This window comes from Veillonella sp., assembly GCF_041333735.1.
Taxonomy (GTDB): Bacteria; Bacillota; Negativicutes; order Veillonellales; family Veillonellaceae; genus Veillonella.
This window is the reverse complement of sequence record NZ_JBGKFB010000001.1, coordinates 1492009-1518757: the sequence shown is the minus strand read 5'-3', so window position 1 is coordinate 1518757 and position 26749 is coordinate 1492009. Positions and strand designations below refer to the sequence as shown.

Sequence of the window (26749 nt, the reverse complement as noted above, 5' to 3'; positions counted from 1 at the left end):
TTATAATAGTAAAAACGATTACCCTTTATTATACCACTCTTTTAGCTTTCGTTTATCAACTTTTGAGCATTCCGTAAGAGGTAACATAGGAATAGAGTAAATCGACTTTGGCCATTCTATGGAAGGTCTATGATGCCGAATTATTTCCATAACATCAGCTACGAGAAGATTATCCTCCAACACCATATACGCCACAAAATCTTCCCCTTTTACATCATCTATGATATCGATAATAGCTACTTCTGAGACACCATCTATAGATTGCAAATAGGTTTCCATGGAGGGAATGGATATTTTATAGCCCCCCTTGTTTACCACATCGCCTTGGCGCCCAGTAAACATAAAATACCCCTCTGCATCTATATAACCACAATCATTAACGGTATATGTATCGGATATACCTTCAATATGATATTTTGTAGTCACATAAATAATGCCTTTATCCTCTTCAATTTGAACAGACGGAAATGGTCTTCCTACCGTACCTTCACGTTCAAGCCACTCTCGGCCTGTGCAATATGTAATATAGTTAAGCTCTGTGGCTCCATAATACAATATAAATCCCATATTAGGGCATATCGACTGTAACTGTTCCATCAGATGACGATCAAGCACTTGAGATCCAGCAATAATATAATTAATAGAAAATAGTTTACCTTTACACTGTCTTACAAGTAATCTAAGTTTTGTAGGAAGAGCATAAACATGATCTACTTCATATCGTTCTAGCAGTTCAATCCAACGAGTAGGACGCATAGAACTGGTGGTAACAATGGTTCCTCCTGCCCATAAAACAGCGATAACCATATTACTAACGCCAGTAAAACTAAAACTTCCTTGCAAAAAAATTTTTGTATCTTCGTTGATATGAAAGATAGTATTTTGAATATCAAAAAACTCTCGCCAAGATTCTTCCTTTCGCCACAATGGCTTAGGGCGTCCTGTAGTACCTGATGTAAGCACACCAAAATCAGCTGATGGTGGGACCCCTTCAGATGCTATAACGAGTCCTAATTCCTCTACATAGTCTACATCCATCTCATTATGGCATACCATAGGAATGTAACATTTATACAATGCACCTAACCATTGTACAAGTTGTTCTAGAAAGGATTGACTCTGAATTAAAAGAACTTTATTTTTTACTGATTCTTTAGCTTCAGTGAGATTTACTATATGACTACTATCATCAATATCGATTGATAGAATGGCATCATATAAATCACTATATGTATACTTTGTATCATCTATAATGAGAGCAATCTTATGAGGCTCTAATTCTTTATATTGTCGTAACCGTTCAATAATTGTCATTTTACATTCGTTCCATAATCAAAGCAGTTCCTGTACCACCTGCACCGGCAATTGCACACAAACCATAGCGTCCATTACAAGATTCTAAAGCAGCCATACAATGAAGAACTAATATAGCACCAGAACAGCCATAAGGATGTCCATACGCTAAGGCACCACCTAGTTTATTATATTTCTCTAAATGCTTAGGATAGGCCTTATTGAAGAGCACATCAATAATAGCAAAGGCTTCGTTCCATTCCACTACATCAATATCATCCATCGTTAGACCAGTGTGTTTTAAAATCGCTTCTGTGCTTTCTAAAGCTCCTTCTGGGCTAAACTGAGGGTTACCTGCCCAAGGCATAACACTATGAATTCTAAAGGGCCCTTTTTCATTAGATACGTATACAAAAGCTGCGCCATCATGAGTTAAACAAGCATTACCCGCATTTGTAATAGAATCAGGTCCTAATAAAGGCTTCATCCGTGATAATAGTTTCTCATTCATTTTAGGCCGAATACATTCATCTACACATGCTTTGCCATCGATGGTAATAGGCATAATGTAAGATTTCAAATGCGGATTATTTAAAGCTTCAGAAGCGCGTTTGTGACTGCCAATAATGTAGGGATATAAGTCTTCCTTTAATACATTATGCTTTTGAATCGTCCTCTCTGCCCCTTCTAACATAGCTAAAGGAGAACAATCTTGAGGGCTAAACTGAGCAACCTTATATAGGCCTTCACGATCATCACCAGCCGCATACATCCTATCTGGCTGCAATGAAGAACTTTCAATACCACCAGCAATAGCCGAATCCATAACCCCTGATGCAATATGTGCATAGGCCATTTCAATACTCATCAATGCTGATGCACATTGCATATCTACGGTAATCGCAGGAACAGAATTCGGTAAATTAGTCATGAGCCCCATGAGACGACCAATATTACCACCAGTCCCCACAGCATTGCCACAGAAGATTCCATCCACTTGTGAAATATCATAACGATTGATTAATTCATCAATGAGTTGAGCTCCTAACATTTCAGGTCTCATATTTCTATATTGTCCATTTAATACGCCTATAGGGGTTCTAAGCCCACCATGAATATATACTGACATATTAGCTCCTATAAGAAAATGCAGAAAAGAGGCATCCCAAGGAATGCCTCTTTTCATTATTACATTCTAAATTTTAATTTTAGTTGCTAACCAAGAAGCAACGAGACATTTTACAATATCCCCAGGAATGAATGGGAACATTACTACAGGCAATGCCGCCCAAAGTTCAGTTTTTGTTACAATCATAAAGCCTGCAACACCAAATAGATATACTACAGGAATAGTAATTACAAGGGAACGCCATGCATAAGACAAGAAACTTTTCTTAGGACCTTTAAATACGCTGAGCAATGTATATGCTATAGGCCAAGAGAAAATAAAGCCCCCTGTAGGTCCCAACAATTTACCAAGACCTGCCGTACCACCAACGAATACAGGTAGGCCAACGGCGCCTAATAAAACATATACGATAAAGACAATAAATGCATCCTTTGGTTGCAATAATAGGCCTGTTAATGTAGCCACCAAAGTCAATGCTGTTACCATGGCCGGACTAAATGGCAATGGGAAAGAAATATATGCTGAAATACATAATAAGGCTGTTAATAAAGCCATTTTTGTTAAACGTCTTGCTTCCATAATTACCTCTAACTAATACATCTTTGTTTTAAAGATGTTAAATCTTCATTTTCACCGAAAAAAGTAGCCGAAAAAGCTAATGTATCACCGATATACCCTTCTACTTGGGCATCTTTAGAATTTTCCACCAAAGTTACTTGATCATCTGCAATAACGGGTGCATGAAAATAAATAGCCATCTGCTGCGCAGATTTACTAATGTTCCAATAATTCCATAAATTTTCTAGAATCATACAACCCGGTACCACATAGGGTGCTTCACGATGAATGTCATTAGTATCATTAATATCATTTACAAATCGTATTATATCGTCCTTAGAAAAAGATATAGTACGGTCGTTTTTCTCTTGATGAATTGTAGAACGGATACGAAAATGTTTCGGCACCGGTCGTAAATCAACAATTAAAAAGCCTGATTTGTCTAGAATACCAATTGTAGTAGTTTTAGCAACTTGATATAAAATACCACAGATAGATTGATCACTACCCGAGGCATCATAATGCATATGCTTAATAACACTATGCCCTGGTAATCCAAAATCATTATTACACAATGTTGTAAAGAGCGATCTCATATAATCACATTCCTTTATTTATTCAATAAATTGATTATAATCAACATTATTTTATTAGTCAACAAAATCACCTTTGTTTTGTTGACAATAATGGAAAATATCGCTACCAATTAAAAGAACCTATGGTAGAATCCACAGGTTCTTTTAATATACATATATAGATTCACTATTTAAGATCTAGTTCTTTCAAATAAGCTTTGAAATTTTCACCTAACTCTTCATTACGAAGGGCATACTCAACAGTAGCTTTCAAATAACCTAATTTATCGCCTGTATCATAACGAATACCTTCATAAGCTAAAGCATACGTATCGGTTTTAGATGCTGCTAGAGCATCAGTCAATTGAACTTCATTACCTACACCTGGTTTTGTATGTTCCAAAATATTGAAAATATCTGGCGTTAAAATATAGCGACCTAATACAGCAAGTCTAGATGGTGCATCTTCTTTTTTTGGTTTTTCCACCAAATTATGAACGCGATATAAATTATCTGCTAATGCTTCACCGGATACAATGCCATAAGAGCTAACTTTATCTTCAGATACAAATTGAGCCCCTAAAATAATGCCAGGATGTTCGTCATAGCACTCAATTAACTGTTTAAGGCATGGATTTTCAGGATTATATACAATATCATCACCAAGCAATACAGCAAATGGTTCATCACCAATAAAAGCTTTCGCACATAGTACAGCATCGCCAAGACCACGAGGAGCTTTTTGACGAATAAAGTGAACTTTAATATCTGCTAAATCCTTAATTATAGCCAACTGTTTATTTTTACCTTGGCTTTGTAAAAGTAGTTCTAATTCAACACTGCTATCAAAATGATCTTCAATAGCGCGTTTATTACGGCCTGTAATGATTAGGATTTCTTCAATACCAGAATCTAATGCTTCTTTCACAATATATTGGATAGCTGGTGTATCTACAATGGGAAGCATCTCCTTTGGTTGTGCTTTAGTAGCTGGTAAAAAGCGTGTACCAAAGCCAGCCGCTGGAATAACGGCTTTTCTAATACGTTGCATAATTATCTCCTAATTAAAAGTCTTTGCCAACAAACTTTATCTTCCATTGATCGTTATTGCTTCTATGGGCATCTTTATATGTCAAATACATATCAAAGGAATGCAAATCACGATGCCACGTATAGTATACAGAATCAATATCACCACTCATCATATTTGTTTTTACACTTACAGAGAAGTCATCTAGACGAGTTAATTTATAGCTACCACCATAGATAAGTTCTTTCGGAAGTTCCGTAGTATCAAAACGATATGGAGAGTTGTTATATGAAATATTGCGTTGATTATAACTAACCCATATATTAGCTCGATTACCAACCTTAGAACGGAAACGAGCCCCCCAATAAGGCATACTACGAATAGTATCATTATAACCATAATAATCGCGTTGATACCCACCTAAGAATCGTAGATTAGCATTTTTACCAAGCTTAATTGGATCGTGAGATACTTCTGTATAGTATTCTTTATGAGAACCTTTTACAGAACCTTCTTTCCAATAACCAGCATTAACACCACCACGCACTGTAACTGGGGATTTTCCTACATGATATGTATGAGTATCGAGTCGAACCTCACCAATTTTTTCTACCCATACAGTTTCATCATTATATTCATTAGATTCTTTACTATACCCTATAGATGCTGTGGCCCAAGGTAAATAATGACGATATCCAATTTGTGGTTTAAAGCCATTTTTAATGTACCAACGATAGTCGATATATGCTTCACCATGCTTACCAATTGGATACTCAGTACTACCATGCAAGCCAAATCCATCATCACTATTGTACATAGGTCTCGGAATCAAAGAAAAAAGACTAAACTTCTGCTCACCCTTATCATGACGTAAGGACGCTGTATAAGAAGGTAAAGTTAAAACTTTAAAGTTTTTAATGTAAAAAGACGGTTTTTTAATAATAACTTTATCGCCAGGATATACCTTGATATCTTGACCTTCTACACGATAATCAGGTGTATGTTTAAAGGCCATCGCATGTTTTGTTGTAAGCATGCCTTTTTCCATATGACCAGTTTCACCATCAAAAGTAGCATTTTGACCTTTTACATAATAAGGATCATTCCAGCCAAAAGCTTGGTCAGCTGTAAAATGACGGTCACTAGTCCGATATGTCATATTTTGACCTGTAATATCCTTTGTTTTACCGCCATTTTCCAAAAAGCGATAACCACCAACAGTGCGGTATTCTGTAGTTTTTGTATTACCTTCTATACGTGGTGATATCAAGGTTTGATTACCTTGAGTCACTACTACATCACCTTGTGCATATACATCACCAGTGGACCCAGTATAGGACATTTTATCTGCATCAATACGAGTCGGCAATTGTTCTGTAGGTTGATCAGACTTTGCTTTTTCACCACGACGTACAACACGGATATTACTATTTTCAGGTGTAGATGCTTTAGAGATTTCTCCAAGATAGGATTGATCAACGCTATCCAATTGATCTTGATATACCGTGGTTGACTCCGTAGCGGCCCATACTGGTTGTGCTAAACAAAAAACACAAGCCGCTGCCAGCCATTGTACTTTACGTTTCCTCATGGTTACTAGAACTCCTCTTGCTTTAAGAATTTGTTAATTATTGATTACGTTTTACAACTACGATAGGTTGAGAAACATTTTCTACCGGTTCTTCTTGTTCTTCTACTGATGCTGGTTCCTCTGTTGTTGTTTCATTTTCATCAACAGCCGCTTCATTAGTGTCTACAGTCTCTTCAGATTCATCGGCCGTATTAGGTACAGTTACAGCTTCAGCCAATTCATCATCACTATGAGCCAAACCGTCACCACCAATTACAAGACCTTGAATTGTAACAGAATCTTGAGGTTGTACATAAATAGTTGCACCAGCAGGGTATTCAATATTTTTTCCCTTAACAAATGCACCGCCTACTAAGCCTACAGGTCCAAGTAAAACAGCACCAGCTACAGATGCACCAGCTGCTTTAACTTCACTACGAGTTTTGTCCTTAGATTCTTTACCTTGTACTGCAGTAAATTCAGTACCATCAATAGCAGGAATTGTATCAAATGTAATATCTAATGCACCATTACGACCAAAGGAACGAGCCTTTTTCAAGGATGTAATTGTACCAGATCCAACTGTACCTGCAGGTACCAATAATACATTGCCATCCATTACATTTTCAGCTACTGTGAAAGCAACAGTGTCGCCTTCGTGGCTAGTTTTAGAAGAAACAGCGTCATTCAAGGTAACTTTGAAGACTTGGTTGCCAGCTAATGTACCAACTTGGTTAGTAAGCGTTACATTGCTACCATATACTTTTGTTTTCAAAGAAATAATACGTTTTTGTAAAGAGCCACTACCAATACGACCATTAACGCTACGTTCCATCTTTTCTACGCGATCTACAAGAGAACCTGCGTTAATGCTATTTTGATATGTATATTCAAGCGCATCCATTTCTTCGCGCAAAGAAATGTTTGTGCCACTACCTTCTACGGAGTTATAGAGGGAATCAACACGTTTGCTCAATGTAGCAGAATTGCCATTGAAACCAGTACCATACACGGTTTCATCAAGTTGATTAATGCGGTCCACTACAGCACCATCTTGTACTGCACCATATACAGTAGTTTCCAAAACATTTGTTTTCTCTGTAACTGTGCCAGGAGCAGCAAATGCAGTGCCTGAAATCAAGGATGCCATTAAAAGTGTAAGTACTTGCTTCTTCATAAATTCCTCCACAACGTATCTAATGTATAACTGTTATACAACAGAATAAGCACGGGCCTAAGACCGTGCTTATTCCCTGAGTCTACTATTTTATATGCTCAGTGGCCATTAAATTTTCAAATCGATAATCGCAGATACACCTACGCCTTGAACACGAGATGCACCAACTGGGTTTGTGCTATCAACAGGTACTAAACCTTTAACACGAACCATACCGTTAAAGCTACCTTCTACTTGGGCAACGGCTTTAACTTGTTCAATGCTAGATGCAGGACCAGTAACTTGAGCAGCACCGATATAACCTTTTGTACCAATACTGATGATAGGTACAACTTTAGTTGTATATTCTGTGCTTAAGTTATTTTGTTTCAATAATTTATTCAAGAAAGAGTCAATTTGTGGACCGAATTTGTTGATAACAATACCGATACCACCAATTTTAGCTGCACCGCCAAGAATACTGCTAAGGCCGCCAGCTTGAGTAGTCAAGATACCGCCAAATGCAGTTGTAGTTAAACAAATCCCTAGAACAGCTGTAATAATCTTCTTTTTCATAATAAGCCTCCTATAGATACTTATATTTTAACAAATTCTATACATAGATTCTAGTGAAAGTATAAGAACTTACACATAAAGATACTAGCATTGTATAAAAGTCCGATGAACAATCAATGAATTTTACACAACTTAATTTAATGCTACCATCATAAAGAATTAGTGTCAATATCAAGTCTAACTCATACTCTATAGGCCTAAAATAGTTCTTATCTTTACATATCTTTACGACTTAGAGAAACTCAATTATATAATTAGCAGATACGAGGAACTTGATCTTCACCTAACAAATCGATTAAGCGAACACCACCAATAGCAGTTTGCAAACCAACCTTACCAATATTCTTATCTAATGTTTTGCCAATTAGCACCGATTCTTTACCTTCTTCAAAGCTGTGAAGAATAGATAGAACTTTATCTGTAACGGATGGATCTACTACGAGTACAACCTTTCCTTCATTTGCTAAATATAACGGATCATATCCCAAAATATCACAAACAGATTGTACTTCGGCGTGAATTGGTATAGCCGCTTCTTCTACCTTAATACCCACTTGGCTTTGATCTGCAATTTCTTTTAAAACAGTCCCTAAGCCACCCCGTGTAGGATCTCGCAATAGAGCTACTTGAGGTCCCACTTTATCAAGTACAGCATGAACCATGTTATTTAAAGGAGCACAGTCAGTTTTTAATGCATCAGATAAATCCAATCCAAATCGTTGTCCCATAACGGCAATAGAATGATCGCCAATAGCACCAGATAAAATAATATCCATTCCCGCTTTCACACGATGTGGACCAATATCAATCCCCTCTGGAATCATGCCAATCCCCGCTGTATTTATGTAGATTTTATCTACCTCGCCCTTTTTAACAACCTTAGTGTCTCCTGTAACAATTTGTACATTTGCAGCTTTAGCCATATCCGACATGGTATGAAGAATTTCATCTAACTCATCAAAAGACAATCCTTCTTCTAAGATGAGGCCACAACTTAAATATTGTGGAATAGCACCATTCATGGCTAAATCATTCACAGTACCACAGACAGCTAATTTACCAATATTACCGCCAGGGAAAAACGTTGGTTGTACTACATAGGAATCTGTAGAAAACGCCATACGTCCTGCTGTAACGGGAAATTGAGCACCATCATGTAAAGGAGCCAATAAATCATTTGTAAAGTATTTCAAAATAAAACGCTCGGTCAATTCATGACTAAATCGACCGCCATTCCCATGGACTAAGCGAACTCGTTCCATATTAATCCTCCCACGTCGATCCACCACTTGAATAACCGTATTTATACCACGCTGCACAACTGCCTTCTACAGATACCATGCAAGCACCAACAGGGTGGTCAGCAGTACAGCTTTTACCAAATAATGGACATTCACTAGGCTTAATAAGACCTTGCAATACACGACCACATTGGCATCCCTTCGGATCAAGAGAAGACTTTTCAAGCTGGATAGGTAATGCCCGTTCCACATCATAGGCTGCATATTCTTCCTTTAATCTTAAGCCAGAGTTAGGAATAACACCTATACCGCGCCACGCGTCATCACATACATCATATACCTCTTTGATCATCGCTTGCGCTACAGGATTCCCCTTCTGCATAACTACAGAATGATAGGTATTACCCACCACAAAATCACCTGTTTTACGTTGCTCTAAAATATTTGCTATAGCAGATAAAATCTCAAGTCCATCAAAGCCAGCAATACAAGACGGTATGTGATATTCTTCAGGTAAGAATCGGTATGGTTCTTCACCAATAATAACGCTTACATGACCTGGCAAAATAAATCCGTCGATATGCCCTTCTTGTTTATCTAGTAAAGCTCGTAATGCAGGAGGCACTAATTTATGAGATACAAGGAAGAAAACATTCTTCAGCCCTGCTGCATGAACTGCTTTTACAGTTGCACAAATAACGGCAATAGTCGTTTCAAAACCTATAGCCAGAAATACTATTTTCTTATCTGGATATTTTTTACTAAGTTCTACCACCTCTAAAGGGGTATAAATGACATGAATATGGGCGCCCTTTGTTTGAGCCGCACTAAGACTACTATAGCTACCAGGAACCTTTAACATATCCCCAAAGGTAGCAATAATAACATCATCCCGTTCAGCATAGGCTAACGCCTTATCCATATACGTTTGATCTGTTACACATACAGGACATCCTGGTCCACTTACAAGTTCAATGCCACTTGGCAATAATTGTCGAAGACCTTCACGGAAAATCGATACAGTATGTGTACCACATACCTCCATAAGCCTTACGGTTTCCCCAGGCTCATGGAGAGCATTGATGCGTTTTAACAACGCATCAGCACTGTTCTGCTTTTCCTGCAAAGTAAGCTTCTTCAAGTTCTTCTAGCTCCTTAAAGGCCTCTAATGTCTTTTGTGCCTCTTCTTCATCAACAATTTGTACAGCAAAACCCGCATGGACTAACAACCAGTCCCCTACCTTTGCTTCTGGTACGAGGAGTAAGCTGCAGTCACGGGTGGCACCTGTTAATTCAACAGTGCCAATAACATCATTCACAGCTACTAACTGTGCTGGTACAGCTAAGCACATACTATCTCCTTATATATTATATTAATAACAAATTCTATGAGTTTACTTTCGAGAAAGAAAACTCACCATATATAAATATTTCTAATATCATTGTATCACAATTGTAGTAATTATTAAGTGATACTAACTACAAGAATATATAACTATTTCTGATTACCAATCCATAGTTGACCAAAGGCTAATCCGCCATCATTGGAAGGAACTGCTTCATTCATATACAAATCGCCTACATGCCAAGCGCGATATATCAGCTCTACTAATTTGCGATTTTGAAATACACCGCCAGAAATAGCCGCATCACTAACATTATAGCGCTCCATTAAATCCGCTGCGATTTCACATAATGCGATAGCAACGGTTTTATGGAAGGATGCAGCAAGATGAGCCCTAGATTCACCATTAACTACACCATCCATAATGGATTGAACGGTAGGTGTAAAATCAAGAATTCGCCCATCATAGTTATAATCAAGCAACGCTCCTTTTTCATCCTCACATAGAGCCTCTAAGGCTATAGCAATTTGCGCATCATAGGTGTGGATCATGCCAAGCCCTAAAAGAGAGCCTACCGCATCAAATAAACGACCACAGCTTGTTGCTTGAACCATAGGCATCGTAGATTGTAAGGCTTTATCTAATATGTCCCACCCTTTAGGTAATTCTTTCATCCAATCTTGGTAAATAGGCGGAACATCAACACCATAGTAATTTCGGATATACCATAAGGCTTGGCGCCATGGCTCGGAAACAGCTTTCTCTCCCCCCGGTAATGGCGCTTCATGGATATGAGCTAATCGTTGATATTGGTCCCCCTTGCAAAGGAGAAATTCACCACCCCATACAGTTCCATCTGGTCCATATCCAGTACCATCCATGGCAATCCCCAGTACTGGGCCTTCTAGATTATGCTCTGCCATAACTGATGCAATATGAGCGTGATGATGTTGAACAGGTATAACAGGGATCTGTAAACTTTTACCAATGCGCTCTCCTAAGTGGGACGAGAAAAATTGAGGATGACTATCTACAATAATTTTCTCTGGTTGAATAGAAAACAATTCCTCATATCGGTCAATAGTCCACTCCAAAGTTGCATGAGTAGATGCATTTTGTAGATCACCAATATGTGGACCTACAAGGATTTCTGATCCTTTATTCATAGCAAATGCATTTTTGAGATCACTACCCATCGCTAGTGTCGGACTTTGCCCTGAAAGTTTACAATGAATAGGTTCTGGTACATAACCACGACTACGACGAATCAACCGAGGTTTATTATGGATGACCGTCACAACAGAGTCATCGAGAGGTGCATAAATTTGACGATTGTGCACCAAGAAATAATCGGCAACCGATTCTAACTCTTCAAAGGCTTGATCATCATCATATAAAACTGGATCACCACTTCGATTACCGCTTGTCATGACCCATGCCGCATCTGACGGTAATAGTACCTCATGCATTGGTGTATATGGTAACATTACACCAAGCATATGATTATCCGGAGCTACATGGGGACTCAAACGCACTAAACTATCAGTATTTCTTTTTAATAATACGATAGGACGTTCCATTCCCGTCAAAACATCAAGTTCTTCATCACTAAGATGAACAAGCTCGATTGCTGTATCTAGGGACCCTACCATAATTGCTAAGGGTTTATGTGGTCGATTCTTACGCTTACGCAAGCGTTGGACCGCCGCATCATTTCGAGCATCACAAACTAGATGGTATCCACCTATCCCTTTTATAGCAATAATACTACCTTCATTGATTAATTCACGGGTAGTATTCCAAACATTTACAGTATCCACAACCGTACGATTAGGTTTATATAAAGTATAATGAGGGCCACATTGAACACATGCATTAGGTTCAGCACGATAACGGCGCCCCTCTATATCTTCGTATTCAGCCTTACAAGCTTCGCACATAGGAAACTCGTCCATCGTCGTTCGTTCCCGATCATAGGGAAGAGATTTAATAATCGTATATCGTGGGCCACAATTTGTACAATTAATAAAAGGATATTCTTTTCTACGCTTGTCCTGTTGTAGTTCTTTAAGACAATCAGCACATGGCGCTGTATCGGCACTAATAAACGTGCTAACTGCTTCCCCTAATGGAGATGGCTCCACAGAAAACTCAACTTCATTATTTTTTATAGTAAGATGTTCTACTGTTTGACTGGTAATACGGCACAGTCTAGGTCGGTCATCTTGAATAGCATCTAAAAATAGCTGTAAATCATCGACACAACCTTGTACCTCAACGTAAACACCTTGGCTATCATTATAAACAAAACCAGTTAACCCCAGAGAATGTGCCCACATAGAAACAAGGGGCCGGAATCCGACCCCTTGAACTATACCGGTATAACGAATTCCCCAGCGTTCTATAGTTTGATTACTATTTTGTTTCATATAAGCTCCTACTATAGACGGAGAATTAAGGCTATTAACCTAATGCTACAGGAATACTGCCATCAATGCCAGCTTGTTCTAACTCAGCTTGAATCATAATAGCGCATTCAATACGTTTCTTTTGTAAACGGCAACCAAATTCATAAGGTGTTTCTAAATCGCCACCTAATGTAATATTGTTAGCATGACAGCCACCAGAACAGAAGAATTTCGCCCAACATTCAGCACAAGTCGGTTTAGAGAACACATGTGTATTGCGGAAATCTTTAGGAATTTCTGTATTTTTCAAACCATCATATACATTGCCAAGCACGTATCCATCTTTACCTACGAATTGGTGACATGGATAAATATCGCCATTTGGTACAACAGCCATATATTCATGACCTGCCCCACAACCGCGAAGGCGTTTAGCCATACATGGACCACGATACAAATCCATACGGAAGTGGAAGAAGTTAAACTTCTCACCCCAACCTTCCAATTGGCGTTGTAGATAAATATCTGCTAATTTTTCATATTCTTTTTCTAAAACTGGCCAATCTTCTTCACGAAGAACATAGTCCCCTTCTTCACCTACTACAGGCTCCATGGATAAATGTTCAAAGCCAAGATCAGACATAGCCATAACGTCTTTTGTAAAATCTAAATTCTTATGTGTATACGTACCACGTACATAGTATTCAAGACCATGACGTTGTTTTACAGCATTGATAAGATTTTTAGCAATATATTTATAAGACTCAGCACCACTACCCGCTACAGGGCGCATTGCATTATGCACGGATTCACGACCATCCAAAGATAATACAAGACTCATCTTATGTTCGTTTACATAATCAATTTTATCTTGTGTTAACAACATGCCATTTGTAGTCAATGTAAGCTTAAAGATCTTATTATGCTTTTCTTGAATGGATTCGATATATTCAACGGTTTGTTTTACAACATCCCAGTTTAATAAAGGTTCCCCACCAAAGAAATCAATCTCACAATGTTGACGAGGGCCACTCATTTTGATAAGGAAATCTACAGCACGCTTCGCCACATCAAAGCTCATTAACTCGCGTTTAACACCGCCGTAATCACCTTGGCTAGCAAAACAGTATTTACATGCTAAATTACAATCATGAGCAATATTTAAACACAAAGCCTTAACAATAGGTTTTTCACCTACTACAAGCTTAAACTCTTTACTCATAGGCGCAAACAATTGCTCTGCCTTAATGAGCTCATCTAACTCGTCCATAATCTCATCGAGTTCTACTGCATCTTCTTTAGCATCTAAAGCAGCATGTACTGCATCGCGATTAGTGCCATCATATATGTCAAGAACTCTATCAATGAGTTCGTCGATAACGTGAATGATACCGCTATTTACATCTAAGCAGTAATAGTTATCCTTCATCCGAAACTTATGGATCATTGGTTTTAATTCTAACATGGTACCTCCAAATAATATGTATGGTAAAAGTTCTACTATATAGAACTTTCTAGATAATTGTACCACATTTCAACGCTAAACGTTATGAAAAGAGTCATAAAGATATACCATACAAGGTATGTATTAAAAACATAAATAAAAAAGGCCCGCTAAGCGAGCCTCTTTATTATTTTTGTTTGCAAACTTGGTTACCAACTGTGCAGCTTGTTTTGCAAGCAGATTGGCAAGATGTTTGACATTCCCCACAACCGCCAGTTTTAGCAGTTTTTTGTAAGGATTCAGTGTTGATAGTACGAATACGTTTAGCCATGGTTATCCTCCTCAATACTTATCGAATGATATTTATTTTATCATATTTATGAAAAGCCTGTAAAATACTATTTAGTTATGTTTTCTTCTACAGGTTTCGTTTCATTTACTTCTACAGTTGCAGATTTATTTGTATTTGCTGCACCTGTTGTTGCTGTAGTAGATGTAACATCCTCAGATTTTGATTTCTTTGGCGTATCCTTACGTAATACCTTTCTCAATGCCATTGCAACTGGTGTCACAATAACAGCAGCAAACACTGCTTCTGGAATACCATGTGTAACAGATAAGAATACAATAGACCCTAATACTTGATCTGGGCTAAGATTCATTTTAACAGCAAACATATCTGCGTAAAGTAAGAAAATAAGTCCCATAACCATAATTGTATGGAATACGGTACCCATGAAAGCAGATACGATGATGCGTGGACCTTGCGGTGCTTTCCATAATAGTAAATATACTAAATATGCTAATACTGGGAACAATATACGTGGTAGCACAGAAATAATTGGATTAATAAATAGAGGGGATAAAATATTAGGTGCTGTAATATTTTGCCACAAGCTATAGCAACCAAAGATGAAGCCTACAAAAGCACCCACTTTAGGACCCTCTACGATAGCACCAATAAGTGTCGGTACATGCAAGGTAGTTACATTAAGCGGGCCTAATGGAATAATACCATAGCCAGAAACACCTAATGCAATAGTAATCCCCGCTAATAGACCAATAATTGTTAATTCGCGAATCGTAATGCCACTCTTCTTCTGCTTTTTGGTCTCTTTACGTTCAACTTGCTTCAGTTTTTCATTGTCTTGGATTGATACAGTTGAGTTATCATCCACTGGACGTTCAATGTTGTTCATAGATCCTCCTTCGCTCTCATTCCTTACGGATATAAGTCGAAACTAGAAATTAAATACGTTCACGGCGTCGTGAAATTATACCACGCTCTACCAATGCACCTAAAATCACGGCTACACCTGTCATGCCAGCTTCTAATAAAGTGGGAGTAACAAACACGAGCGGATTACCTTGATACGTTGGGAAAACGGTGGGAACTAAAGATACAATAAATTCTGGAATATAACCACCGTATAAAATATGGGCATTCATAGCAAGCCATAAAGCAGCGGTTAAAACAATGCGAAATAATCGTATGCCTCTATATGCTATATCTCTTGGATATAAATAAAATACAAATACCAATAAAGATATAAGCAACAACACAAATTCTGCAAACAGTATATTTACATTCATTGATGATGCATACATGAAGTATACCATTGGATCCTGTAAATCAATATACAGAAGCGAACCAATATATAAAAATGGGATTGGTATAGTATACCCGATTATATCAAGGGCTTCATCTACCATGCCCCATCGATGATTTCGATTGAAAAACTTAGTTGCCAACAGACCACAAAGTTCAATGAGTACTTGAACGATAAAATACACTACGAAAAGAAGAAATGCTGTTACAATTCCATTCTCTGTAGTAAAGCTAAAGGGCGTATGAAGAAATGAAAATACTGTCCACCAAGCCCAACTATATGCATGATAGCCCATGCTCAATGGTAGGTCGTCGTTAAATTTAGCATTCTTAAGTCTACGCACCATGAGCGGTATTACAAGAGACAATACAGGGAATACTAATATAGGTAACGCTAATGCTCCACTCAAAGTAAGAACTGTCGTTACAGCACTTACAAATAAAGCACAAACAATAGTAAATAACCAGAAACTCTTATTCATTACGGCCTCCCACTAAGCGAGTAAGACCATACGCTAAGATCAAGCTAATAGTAACACCGATATACATAGCTACTAAGAAAGCTACATCTCGGCCTGCTGTAGGCCAGCCCCATAACATCGATAAATCTACACCGAGAAAAATACCTTTATAGCTAATGCCATGGATTATAATCCAACTTACAACATAGGCAATACGGCTAATCGATTTACCATCTCCAAAGGTACTACTTTTAAATGATAAATATGCCCAAGGCATAATTAGGGATAAAAGCAAATACCATACAAGTGCTACCGTCGCACTCGATCCATTATGAATCATATACGCAATAATAGGAATTACTACGATAAATAGATTCAAGTAGATGGATCTTTTACAAATATCCATTAATGTGTTCATAAAGATCTCCTATGATATGTAATCTCTTTGTATTTTACAATAATCATAGATAAATGTCATCAAAAAAGAAAAACCTCCATATAGGTAAATGAATACCTTATATGGAGGTTTCTAATTAAGCTACTACAGAGTCAGCTGTTACATCAATTGTAGGAACAGCATCCTTTGGTTCTTCTTTTTTCAACAATGGAGTCATGCTTTCTAAGCCGATACCCAATGTGAATAGATTATGCAACCAAGCTGTTTGACTTGGCGGCATAATACCGAGTACGCCACCACCAACAAGAGCACCATTGAAACCAACGATACCATTGTAATTAGCTTTGATACGTTTCATCAATGCCATAGAAATACGGCGTAAATCTACAAGAGCTTGTAGATGATCGGAAGAAATAGTAACATTTGCAATTTTTTGAGCGATTGGCGCGCCTTCATTCATAGCGATACCAACATGTGCTTCGGAAATTGCTGGAGAATCGTTAATACCATCCCCTACCATCATAACAGTATAGCCTTCAGCTTTTGCTTGTTTTACATAAGCTGCTTTATCTTCTGGCAATACTTCAGCATGCAATTCATCGATGCCGAGTTCGTCAGCTACGCGTTGTGCATTACGTTTAGAGTCGCCAGTCATCATGACAACCTTTTTAATGCCCAATGTATGTAAATCAGCTATAACTTGTTTTGCTTCCTCACGAACAGGGTCTTTAATACAAATAACCGCTGCTAGTGTACCTCCAATAGCGAGGTAAATATGGGAAGATGAATTTGGTAAATTATTGAACTTTTCTTGTTCATCTGCAGGAATCTTTGTTTTTTCATCATCAAAGATGTAGTGAGCACTACCAATGCGTACACGGTAGCGGCCAACTTTAGATGCAATACCATGAGCTACAACGTATTCTACGTCGGAGTGCATTTCCTTGTGAGGCAAGGAATGATCCTTAGCAGCACGTACAATTGCTTTTGCCATGGAATGAGGGAAATGTTCCTCAATACATGCAGCCAATTTTAACATTTCATCTGCATCATGACCATTAAATGGAATGATTTGTTCAAACTCAGGTTCTGCTTTTGTAAGAGTACCTGTTTTATCGAATACAATCATATCTGCTTGTGCAATTTGTTCTAAGAATTTACCACCTTTAACAGTGATACCGCGTTTAGATGCTTCTTGCATAGCGGAAAGTACTGCTAATGGAATGGATAATTTAAGAGCACAAGAGAAGTCAACCATTACGAAAGACAATGCTTTCATTACATTACGAGTCAACAAGTATGTTAAACCAGCACCAATAAAGCTAATTGGAACTAATTTATCAGCCATGCGGTATGCTTGTTGTTCCATACCGGATTTCATTTGTTCAGACTCTTCAATGAGGTTAACGATTTTTTCGTAACGAGATGTTTTGGATGTGCTACGTACTTCGACAATAGCTTTACCGTCTTCAACAACAGTACCAGCATATACAGAACTGTCTTGATCGCGACGAACCGCTTCTGGTTCACCAGTCATGGAGCTTTCATTAACAAGAACAACACCATCGATAACGACGCCATCCAATGGAATCACTTCGCCTTGGCGAATGATAATTTGATCGCCTGCAACAACTTCGTTAACTGGCTTGCTCACTTCAATATCATCAACTAAAACCCATACTTTATCTACGTTTAAGGACATGCTTTGAGCAAGATTCAATACGGATTTACGGTGAGTCCATTCTTCTAAGATATCGCCAATACCTAATAGGTACATAACAGCGCCAGCTGTAGGATAATCTTTTTGAAGTAATGCAGCACCAATAGCTACACCATCAAGTACTTCGACAGTTAACTTACGTTGCCACAATGTTTTAATGGCTTTGCCGATAAATTTAATACCATCAAACCATGCCCATGCAGCTGCAATTGGTGCAGGCAACACTGCTTTTTTACCTAAGTAAAGTGCAGTGCGATTGATCATCATTTCACGGTATTTTTTATTTACCAAGCGTGGAGAATATTCGTTCAAAGCAGGTGCTTCGGACAAGTCTAAATCGCGTAGACCTAGCACTGCTTCACGCACAGCATCAACATCGCCAGTATGTTTAATGGCAACTTGATTGCTGCGAGTGTAGAAGGTTACATCTACAATTGCATCATTAAGGAGCAATGTATCCTCTACATAAGCTGCTTCAGCCTCTGTAAAACGATGACCTGTAACCTTAACATGCAAGCGATTTCTGAGTTTTTTTACTACAGAAAATTGTAACATATGTGCAATCCTCTAATTATTTGTTTTCTTCAAAGATTTCTTCGTTGCGTGCTTCGTTGATTTCTTGAGCTTCTGCCAATACGTCAGATGCGGATGCTTGTACTTTTTCAGCTGTTTCTAATACAGTTTCTTTAGCGCGAAGGCCAGCTGCTACGATACCAGCATATACTTTTTTAGCATCTTTAGAAGTTAAAACTTTAAGACCTACAGTACCCAATGCAAGACCTGCTGCGAATAAGTTAGCGTTTTTAAGATTTTTTTGATCGATGTTGAACATGATAATATTCCTTTCTACTAAATATGATAAAAAATTTAATTACTATATTTGAAAAGAGGAGCCATTATAGAGACCCCTCTTTCAAAATCAGAATTCGTATTAGCTTACTTAGCTGTACGTTTAATGCCTAGTGCCTTGTTGGAACCATCGCAGCTGCAGTTACCACCGCAACCAGAAGATTTCTTAGAGCTAGAATTGGAGCCACCGCCACCACAGCCGCAGCCACCTTTACCAGACATTTGTTTGTAAAATTTATTGCCGATATAAGCTATTGCTAATACAACTATGAGTCCTATAACAAGATTATCCATTATTATGCCTCTTTCTCAATATCTACTAAATTACAATATGTGTCTTAGTGATAAATAAGATAAAAGCAATATCTAAAGGATATTTCCTTTTTCTCATTATCATTTAACCACGAATATTGATAATTATCAAGTATTATTTTTAAATTACTTATAACAAAATCGCATTTTTTCTATTCATTTTTGTTCAAAGTATCTAAAAGTGGCTAAACTCTCCTATTTAGCGATTCTAGATTAGAAACCTAATGCGCGACCTATGTTATAGAAGATGAAACATGCAATCCAAGCAAATGTATTTTCATAGAAGAACATGAATGCAACCCATTTCCAAGAACCTGTTTCACGTTTGATAACGGCTAATGTTGCCAAACAAGGTGGGTAAATTAATACGAACAACATCATTGTTAATGCAATCAATGGTGAGAAGCTTGGATCATTTTGTAGGTAATCAGTCAATGGAGCTGGATTTTGATCATCACCACCAACAGCATAGACAGTACCTAATGTTGAGATAACAACCTCTTTAGCCGCCAAACCAGCTACTAATGATAGGCCCATTTTCCAATCAAACCCCAATGGTTCTAGCACTGGGTTGATAGCTTTACCAAAGGATGCTGCATAGGATTGTTCAATTTTTTCAGAAGCTTGTTCTTTATCAAGTTTGTCATTTTCAGCATCTAAGTTAGCACTGTTTTTATACATTGCCCATGCTGCTGGGAACAAGTCTTTATTTTCATCTTTAATATCATTGAATAATTCAGGTGCTTCAGAATCATCCTCTACTGCTACTTCAGGTTCATCTTCTCCTGCGTTCTTAGCAGCATCTTCAGCATCTTTTACAGTAGATTTCATATCTTCTACAATTTTATCTACTGCCTCTTTTTGATCATCTGTAGTGATACCAAATTGAGCTAATGTAGCAGCATCTTTTACTTCATACTCTTGTGCAACTTGTTCTTTCACTGCATCATAATCTTTGGAGTATTCTACATCCATTGGATATGCAGTGATGAACCAAATCAAGATGGAAGCAGCCATAATGAAAGTACCGGCTTTAATGATGTACAATTTAGCACGTTCATACATGTGCATCCATGTAGCTTTCAATGTAGGCAAGTGATATGGAGGTAATTCCATTACAAATGGTTCAGCTTCACCAGCAAATAAGAACTTACGGAAGATTTTTGCAAAGATAATACCAAAGATTATACCCAAGAAGTATACAGAGAATACAACTAAAGTACTATCCCAACCATTTGGGAAGAACGCATTTGCAAATAAGATATACACTGGCAAGCGTGCAGAACAACTCATGAATGGTGTAATTAAGATAGTAACCATTCGATCCTTATAATTATCAAGGATACGAGCACCCATTACGGATGGTACGGAACAACCGAAACCCAATAATAAAGGAATAAAGGATTTACCATGTAAGCCACATGCGCGCATTACACGGTCAATAACGAAGGCTGCACGAGCCATATAACCAGTATCTTCCAAGAAGGAAATACCAAGGAATAGCAAAAGAATTAATGGTAAGAAAGATAGTACGGCACCTACACCAGCAATAATACCATCGGATACAAGGGATTGTAATTGACCTTCTGGAATATATTGAGTAGCAAGTGTTTGCAATGCAGCAAAACCGTCTTCAATCCAACCTTGAGGTATTCCGCCTACAAAGTTAACGAACGCAAATAATAGGTACATAACAACCATAAAGATTGGTAAGCCCCAAATTCGATGTGTTAAGATTTTGTCATAACGGTCAGAGCGTGTTTCCAATTGAGTTGGCGCTTGTGTTAAACATGCATTATATACTTCTACAGCAAAGCGATGACGATACTCTTGGAATACGATATCAAGATCTACTTGATCTTTAATTTCTTCACGAATCGCTTCAGCTTTTTGGATAACGGCTTCTGTATTATCAAAGCGCATAACCTTGCCAATAACGTCCGCATCTTTTTCTAACAACTTAACAGCGATCCAACGAAGTGGATATGTAACAGTACCAGATTTCTTAAGCTCTTCTACAAGCTCAGCGATTTTACCTTCTAGCAAATCGCCATAGTTAATTGTTACACCAGGTGCTTTTTGAGAAGCAGCTACACTAATTGTTGCTTCTAACAACTCTTTAGTACCAATATTTGTACGACCTACTGTGCTAACAATTGTAGCCCCTGTCATTTCGGCCATTTTTTTTAGGTCGTATTTGATGCCCATTTCTTCCGCAACGTCAGACATGTTTAGAGCAATAACCATTGGCTTTTCAAGTTCCAATAATTGTGCAGCTAAATATAAGTTACGTTCTAAGTTAGATGCATCAAGAACATTAACGATTACATCTGGGTTATCATTTACGATAACATTACGCGCTACTAACTCATCCAAGGAACGTGCAGTTAAACTATATGTACCTGGTAAGTCAATAAACAATAACTCTTGGCCATCAAATTTCGTATGGCCTTCCTTTTTTTCTACTGTAACGCCAGCATAGTTACCAACGTGTTGCTTCGCCCCTGTGATATTGTTAAACATTGTAGTTTTACCACAGTTAGGGTTACCTGCTAAGGCAATGCGAATTTGCCCGTTTTCTGCCATGTGAACCTCCTATTGAACATCTACATCAATCATGCCAGCTTCGCTTGTACGAAGTGCTAATTCAAAGTTTTTTACCTTGATTTCCACTGGATCACCCAAAGGGGCAAACTTCATAACATGGATTTTTGTACCACTTACGAGACCCATGTCGATTAGACGATGCTTAACATTGCCACTGCCATGTAGAGCAACAATAAGACCAGACTCACCTGGTTTCATGTCTTTCAACTTTTTGATAGCCATACGACACCTCCTAATTATTGTACCTAACAACCTCATATTAAACACACCAAATAATAATGCGTATTAATATCTTAAATCATTATATCAAACTAATTAGGAATTTCAACAATTATTATCATTTTTGTGGTGGTTTTATATCTCATATATATATTTTTTTCTCATATTAAATATGAGAATTAATTTATTAATCCCTCACAAAACCCTATGAGGTATGGTGTTATTAGCGCTGTCACCAATAAAAAAGAATACCTAAAAAATAAGAATCACTACTAAGATAATCATTATTGATAATTTAATCATTCTCATTAATGCTTTTAAATTTTATTTTAATATGAATATTTTAATGTTTTTTATTCTCATAAACATTTATTCAAATCGTTATTTCTCAATTTATTATCAATTAGTATCTTCAACAATCGCATCATTAGTTTTACAAATTTACTATAGCGCCATGTAAAATTAGCCATATAAAATTAGTACTCTATGTAATGATTCAATTTATTTGCCCCTACTATGTGCATAAGGTATAATTAATATAATATGTATTATAGAAAGGACGATCCATGAAATCTTTTAAATCTCTAGGCGTTTGCGATGAACTCATCCAAGCCCTTCAAAAACAAGGTATCAAGGAGCCAACTCCAATTCAAGAACAAGCCATTCCTGTTGTATTTAAAGGGAATGATGTTATAGCAAAAGCTCAAACAGGCACAGGCAAGACATTAGCCTTCTTACTGCCGATTCTGCAACGTGTTCACACTGATGTGCATCAAGAACAAGTGCTCATTATTGCACCTACCCGTGAGCTTGTAAAACAAATCTCCGATGAGGCAAAAGAAATAGGTTCTATTTTAAATGTAGATATACTCCCTCTTATCGGTGGCAAAACGATTGAAGCACAATTACAACAATTAGGACGCCGTCCGCAAGTTATCTTAGGTACGCCTGGTCGCCTATTAGACCATGCTAAACGTGGCTCACTTCACTTAGATTGTATCCGTCGTGTCGTACTCGATGAAGCTGACCAAATGCTTCATATGGGTTTCTTACCAGACATTGAAAACCTCATTAGCCAAACAGATGCAAACAGACAACTTCTATTATTCTCTGCAACGATTCCTGATAAAATTAGAAATCTTGCAAAAGCGTATATGTCTAAACCGGCTTCTGTAACAGCTGAAGGTAAACATGTAACACTTGAATCTATCGATCAACGCGTGTACATGATGAACCCAGAAGAAAAAACGCAACGTCTCATCAAAATGATTGAAGAAGACAACCCATTTTTAGCAATTGTATTCTGTAATAAGCGTGAAGGTGCTGTTCGCTTATCCTATGAGTTAACTGCAGCAGGCCTAAATATTGCTGAAATGCATGGCGATTTGACACAAGGTCGACGCACTCAAATATTACGCGATTTCGCAAAAGCTAAAACACAAATCTTAGTAGCGACAGATATTGCAGCACGCGGTATTGATATTGAAGGTATTACACATGTTTATAACTACGACGTACCACGTGATGTAGACTACTATATACACCGTATTGGCCGTACTGGTCGTGCAGGCAACTCTGGTGTGGCTGTTACATTTGCTACTCCGCAAGATGAATCTTGGTTACGTCGTATTGAGCGCGCCATCCAAGCAACGCTTACTAAATACACTAAAGATGGACAAATTAAAACTAAAGGTAATGCAAGTGCAGCACCTAAACGTGCAAAGGCATCTGGCAAACCTAAAATTACTAGCTCCTATCAATCTACAAAGGCTAAAGCTCATAAAGCTCGTGGCCATAAAGGCGCTAATACACGCCAACGCCGTACATCCACATCACAAACAGGACGTCGTGGTAAACGTAGATAAAATTAAAGACGCGTACAGAAAAATCTGTACGCGTCTTTTTTATGTTTTTAACTAATATACATCTTATTATTTATTAACATAAATGCTTGGCACTCCATTCACATCGGAACATTGTGTCTTGCATTGAGATCGATTACTGCATATCCAGTTAATACGTCCTCTCACCTCTTGTTTAATAAAATACCCTTCTTTACATCGCGGGCATTTATATTGCTTATCTTCGTCAGACACAGTGATATTACTTTCACCCTTTGAAGTATCCCCCTCAACAGGTTGTGTATGTTTGCAAGCCGGATAATTGGTACAGCCTAAAAAAGCACCGAATTTACCATTACGCTGTTGCATTCTGCCCTTATTACACTTAGGACAGACCGGCAAAGAAGATAGATCTACATCAGAATTATCCATTGGACGTTTCCGATTTTGATTCGTTATGGTACGAACTACATTGGGCATCATCTGACCAGAGTTTACCTGTTTATCAAAGCTAAGCTTATCGATCAATAATTGCAAAAACTTAACTTGATCAGATAAGAAGGAATCTAATGTATCCTCCCCTTCACTCATGAGGGCCAAGCGTTCTTCCCAAACAGCTGTTTCATCAGGATATAACAATTCATCAGGCAACGCATCTACTAAAAGATAGCCCGTTTCCGTAGGTGATAGAACTTGCTTCTTACCAGATGTTTTCATAAACCCACGACTGATGAGTTCGTCAATAATATTAGCACGAGTCGCTTCTGTACCAATACCAGAAACCGCCTTTAATTGCTTTTTCAAATCTTCATTTTTTACAAACTTATGAATTTCCTTCATTGCTTGTAACAACGTAGACGGTGTAAAGCGAGAAGGCGGCTTAGTTTGCTTCGCCTCTACAGAGGAATCCGTGTAAAGCACAGAATCATTCTTCTTTACAACAGGCAAATGATCTGTTTCTTCAATAGCCTCTTTTTTAGAATCCGTTTCTGCGCCACGTTCATCAGTTAAATCAGGTTCATCAGTATCTGTCATAGATCTAGACTTTTGTCGTTTATAAAGTAATTTCCATCCTTCGTCTATAACTACACGGCCATTAGCAACAAACTCTTCTTCGCATTGCTCCACGACAATTTTAGTTTGCTCATAAATATGTTCTCCATAAAACTGAGCAATATAGGCCTGACTTATAAGGAAGTAAATATTGCGTTCCTCTCGAGACAAGCTATTCATATTACACGCTACAGTCGTAGGGATAATAGCATGATGGGCTGTAATTTTCTTTTCATTCCAAGCGCGGCTCTTAATGGAGCGGTCTGCATCCGTAGCCCACTGTGCCAATCTTTCATCTCCTGCATTCTGTAAATTATTGAGAATTGCATTGCGGTCACCATATTGATTTGGTGGTAAATATTCACAATCAGAACGAGGGTACGTAGTCAATTTCTTTTCGTATAGTTTCTGTGCTGTATCAAGTACAGTTTGCGGATCATAGGAAAAAGCTTTACCAGCTAATACCTGTAAAGATGATAGAGACAATGGTAAACGCTGTACATCTTTCTTTTTAGATTTTGTAACAGCTTTAATAACTCCATCGGGACCATTCTGTAAGCGCTCAACTAATTCATCGGCTATAGCTTTATTAATAAGGCGTCCATCTGGGTCAAGCCCCTTTTGTTCGTCTGTAGGCTGCCACGCAGCCCAGAATACACCATTCGGATGATTATATAAAACCTTTAACGTAAAATAATCGATCGGTTTAAAGGCCGCTAGTTCTCGCTCTCTGCGCACTACAAGGGCTAACGTTGGAGTCTTAACACGACCGATAGGTAATGTTACTTTATTGCCTTTATATCGTTCAGATAAGGTATAGGCACGAGATAAATTCATGCCAATAAGCCAGTCTGCACGTGCTCTAGCCAATGCAGATTGATATAGATTGTGAAAGTCTTTATTATCCCGTAGATCATTTAAAGCGGCACGAACAGATTTTTCGTCCAATGCATTTAGCAAGATACGTTGTACAGGTTTTGTATTTCCTACATAATATAATACTTCATCAACCAACAATTGCCCTTCCCTGTCCGGGTCACCTGCGTTGACGATAATGTCCGCTTTACCAATCAATTCTTTTACAGTCTCAAACTGTTGACGACTACTATCCGTAACGAGTAACTTCCACTCATCAGGCACAATAGGTAAATCTTGAGGGCGCCAGCGGATATATTTATCATCGTAATCACCAGGTTCTGCTTGATGTAACACGTGACCTACAACCCAAGTCACCACATCATCACCTTGGATAAAATAGCCATTCCGTTTTTGGATATTCTTATTTTCTGGCAAGCATTTACTAATTTCGCGAGCCATGGATGGCTTTTCCGCAATAAATAACCGCATGGTCCCCC

At 38.0% G+C, this 26749-nt stretch carries 24 protein-coding genes; 1 reads left to right on the top strand and 23 read right to left on the bottom strand.

Annotation, left to right across the window (positions count from 1 at the left end; genetic code table 11):
• Nucleotides 1-18: 18 nt before the first annotated feature.
• From ACDF53_RS06940 to ACDF53_RS06835, 22 genes are all read right to left on the bottom strand, one after another.
• Nucleotides 19-1314 carry an AMP-binding protein gene (locus ACDF53_RS06940; protein ID WP_370815832.1) on the bottom strand — a complete coding sequence of 432 codons (1296 nt, stop codon included), beginning with the start codon at nt 1312-1314 and terminating at the stop codon, nt 19-21.
• Between the two features lies 1 nt (nt 1315).
• A complete protein-coding gene (locus ACDF53_RS06935; RefSeq protein WP_370815831.1) occupies nt 1316-2422 on the bottom strand; it encodes a thiolase family protein in 1107 nt (368 codons plus the stop codon).
• A gap of 66 nt (nt 2423-2488) precedes the next feature.
• On the bottom strand, nt 2489-3001 hold the full coding sequence (locus tag ACDF53_RS06930; RefSeq protein WP_296006519.1) for a biotin transporter BioY: 513 nt from the start codon (nt 2999-3001) through the stop codon (nt 2489-2491).
• 8 nt (nt 3002-3009) lie between these two features.
• Nucleotides 3010-3576 carry a hypothetical protein gene (locus ACDF53_RS06925; RefSeq protein ID WP_370815830.1) on the bottom strand — a complete coding sequence of 189 codons (567 nt, stop codon included), beginning with the start codon at nt 3574-3576 and terminating at the stop codon, nt 3010-3012.
• Between the two features lie 166 nt (nt 3577-3742).
• On the bottom strand, nt 3743-4606 hold the full coding sequence (gene galU / locus ACDF53_RS06920) for a UTP--glucose-1-phosphate uridylyltransferase GalU (RefSeq protein ID WP_370815829.1): 864 nt from the start codon (nt 4604-4606) through the stop codon (nt 3743-3745).
• A 13-nt stretch (nt 4607-4619) separates the two neighbouring features.
• Nucleotides 4620-6176: an LptA/OstA family protein gene (locus ACDF53_RS06915; protein WP_370815828.1), complete on the bottom strand. Its 1557-nt coding sequence runs from the start codon at nt 6174-6176 to the stop codon at nt 4620-4622.
• Between the two features lie 37 nt (nt 6177-6213).
• Nucleotides 6214-7332, bottom strand: coding sequence for a hypothetical protein (locus ACDF53_RS06910; protein WP_370815827.1), 1119 nt, complete (start codon nt 7330-7332; stop codon nt 6214-6216).
• Between the two features lie 108 nt (nt 7333-7440).
• Nucleotides 7441-7887, bottom strand: a complete 447-nt coding sequence (locus tag ACDF53_RS06905; protein ID WP_005387067.1) for a hypothetical protein — start codon at nt 7885-7887, stop codon at nt 7441-7443.
• A 254-nt stretch (nt 7888-8141) separates the two neighbouring features.
• Nucleotides 8142-9149, bottom strand: a complete 1008-nt coding sequence (hypE, locus tag ACDF53_RS06900) for a hydrogenase expression/formation protein HypE (RefSeq protein WP_370815826.1) — start codon at nt 9147-9149, stop codon at nt 8142-8144.
• A 1-nt stretch (nt 9150) separates the two neighbouring features.
• Complete coding sequence (gene hypD / locus ACDF53_RS06895; RefSeq protein WP_370815825.1) at nt 9151-10269, bottom strand: hydrogenase formation protein HypD; 1119 nt, start codon at nt 10267-10269, stop codon at nt 9151-9153.
• The gene (locus ACDF53_RS06890; RefSeq protein WP_005387071.1) at nt 10229-10480 is read right to left on the bottom strand and encodes a HypC/HybG/HupF family hydrogenase formation chaperone; all 252 of its coding nucleotides are present in this window, start codon (nt 10478-10480) and stop codon (nt 10229-10231) included. The genes hypD and ACDF53_RS06890 overlap by 41 nt, the downstream gene beginning before the upstream one ends.
• 143 nt (nt 10481-10623) lie before the next feature.
• Nucleotides 10624-12903, bottom strand: a complete 2280-nt coding sequence (gene hypF / locus ACDF53_RS06885) for a carbamoyltransferase HypF (protein ID WP_370815824.1) — start codon at nt 12901-12903, stop codon at nt 10624-10626.
• A gap of 34 nt (nt 12904-12937) precedes the next feature.
• The gene (scfB, locus tag ACDF53_RS06880; protein ID WP_370815823.1) at nt 12938-14347 is read right to left on the bottom strand and encodes a thioether cross-link-forming SCIFF peptide maturase; all 1410 of its coding nucleotides are present in this window, start codon (nt 14345-14347) and stop codon (nt 12938-12940) included.
• 166 nt (nt 14348-14513) lie between these two features.
• Complete coding sequence (gene scfA / locus ACDF53_RS06875; RefSeq protein WP_004693318.1) at nt 14514-14657, bottom strand: six-cysteine ranthipeptide SCIFF; 144 nt, start codon at nt 14655-14657, stop codon at nt 14514-14516.
• A 67-nt stretch (nt 14658-14724) separates the two neighbouring features.
• On the bottom strand, nt 14725-15525 hold the full coding sequence (locus tag ACDF53_RS06870) for an ECF transporter S component (RefSeq protein WP_296006944.1): 801 nt from the start codon (nt 15523-15525) through the stop codon (nt 14725-14727).
• A gap of 49 nt (nt 15526-15574) precedes the next feature.
• Nucleotides 15575-16417 carry a hypothetical protein gene (locus ACDF53_RS06865; protein WP_370815822.1) on the bottom strand — a complete coding sequence of 281 codons (843 nt, stop codon included), beginning with the start codon at nt 16415-16417 and terminating at the stop codon, nt 15575-15577.
• Nucleotides 16410-16814 carry a hypothetical protein gene (locus ACDF53_RS06860; RefSeq protein ID WP_227720807.1) on the bottom strand — a complete coding sequence of 135 codons (405 nt, stop codon included), beginning with the start codon at nt 16812-16814 and terminating at the stop codon, nt 16410-16412. The genes ACDF53_RS06865 and ACDF53_RS06860 overlap by 8 nt, the downstream gene beginning before the upstream one ends.
• Nucleotides 16815-16929: 115 nt before the next feature.
• Nucleotides 16930-19068: a heavy metal translocating P-type ATPase gene (locus ACDF53_RS06855; RefSeq protein ID WP_370815820.1), complete on the bottom strand. Its 2139-nt coding sequence runs from the start codon at nt 19066-19068 to the stop codon at nt 16930-16932.
• Between the two features lie 16 nt (nt 19069-19084).
• Nucleotides 19085-19345: a DUF6110 family protein gene (locus tag ACDF53_RS06850; RefSeq protein WP_004697111.1), complete on the bottom strand. Its 261-nt coding sequence runs from the start codon at nt 19343-19345 to the stop codon at nt 19085-19087.
• Nucleotides 19346-19449: 104 nt separating this feature from the next.
• Nucleotides 19450-19656, bottom strand: coding sequence for a FeoB-associated Cys-rich membrane protein (locus ACDF53_RS06845; protein ID WP_227720809.1), 207 nt, complete (start codon nt 19654-19656; stop codon nt 19450-19452).
• Nucleotides 19657-19887: 231 nt separating this feature from the next.
• Nucleotides 19888-22260 carry a ferrous iron transport protein B gene (gene feoB / locus ACDF53_RS06840; RefSeq protein WP_370815818.1) on the bottom strand — a complete coding sequence of 791 codons (2373 nt, stop codon included), beginning with the start codon at nt 22258-22260 and terminating at the stop codon, nt 19888-19890.
• Between the two features lie 9 nt (nt 22261-22269).
• Nucleotides 22270-22503: a FeoA family protein gene (locus tag ACDF53_RS06835; RefSeq protein WP_105093013.1), complete on the bottom strand. Its 234-nt coding sequence runs from the start codon at nt 22501-22503 to the stop codon at nt 22270-22272.
• Nucleotides 22504-23066: 563 nt separating this feature from the next.
• Between ACDF53_RS06835 and ACDF53_RS06830 the strand changes: the two genes are divergently transcribed.
• Nucleotides 23067-24365, top strand: coding sequence for a DEAD/DEAH box helicase (locus ACDF53_RS06830; protein ID WP_296006961.1), 1299 nt, complete (start codon nt 23067-23069; stop codon nt 24363-24365).
• A gap of 66 nt (nt 24366-24431) precedes the next feature.
• On the opposite strand, the gene ACDF53_RS06825 is transcribed toward ACDF53_RS06830, so the two are convergent.
• Nucleotides 24432-26741 carry a DNA topoisomerase 3 gene (locus ACDF53_RS06825; RefSeq protein ID WP_370815817.1) on the bottom strand — a complete coding sequence of 770 codons (2310 nt, stop codon included), beginning with the start codon at nt 26739-26741 and terminating at the stop codon, nt 24432-24434.
• Nucleotides 26742-26749 lie beyond the last annotated feature (8 nt).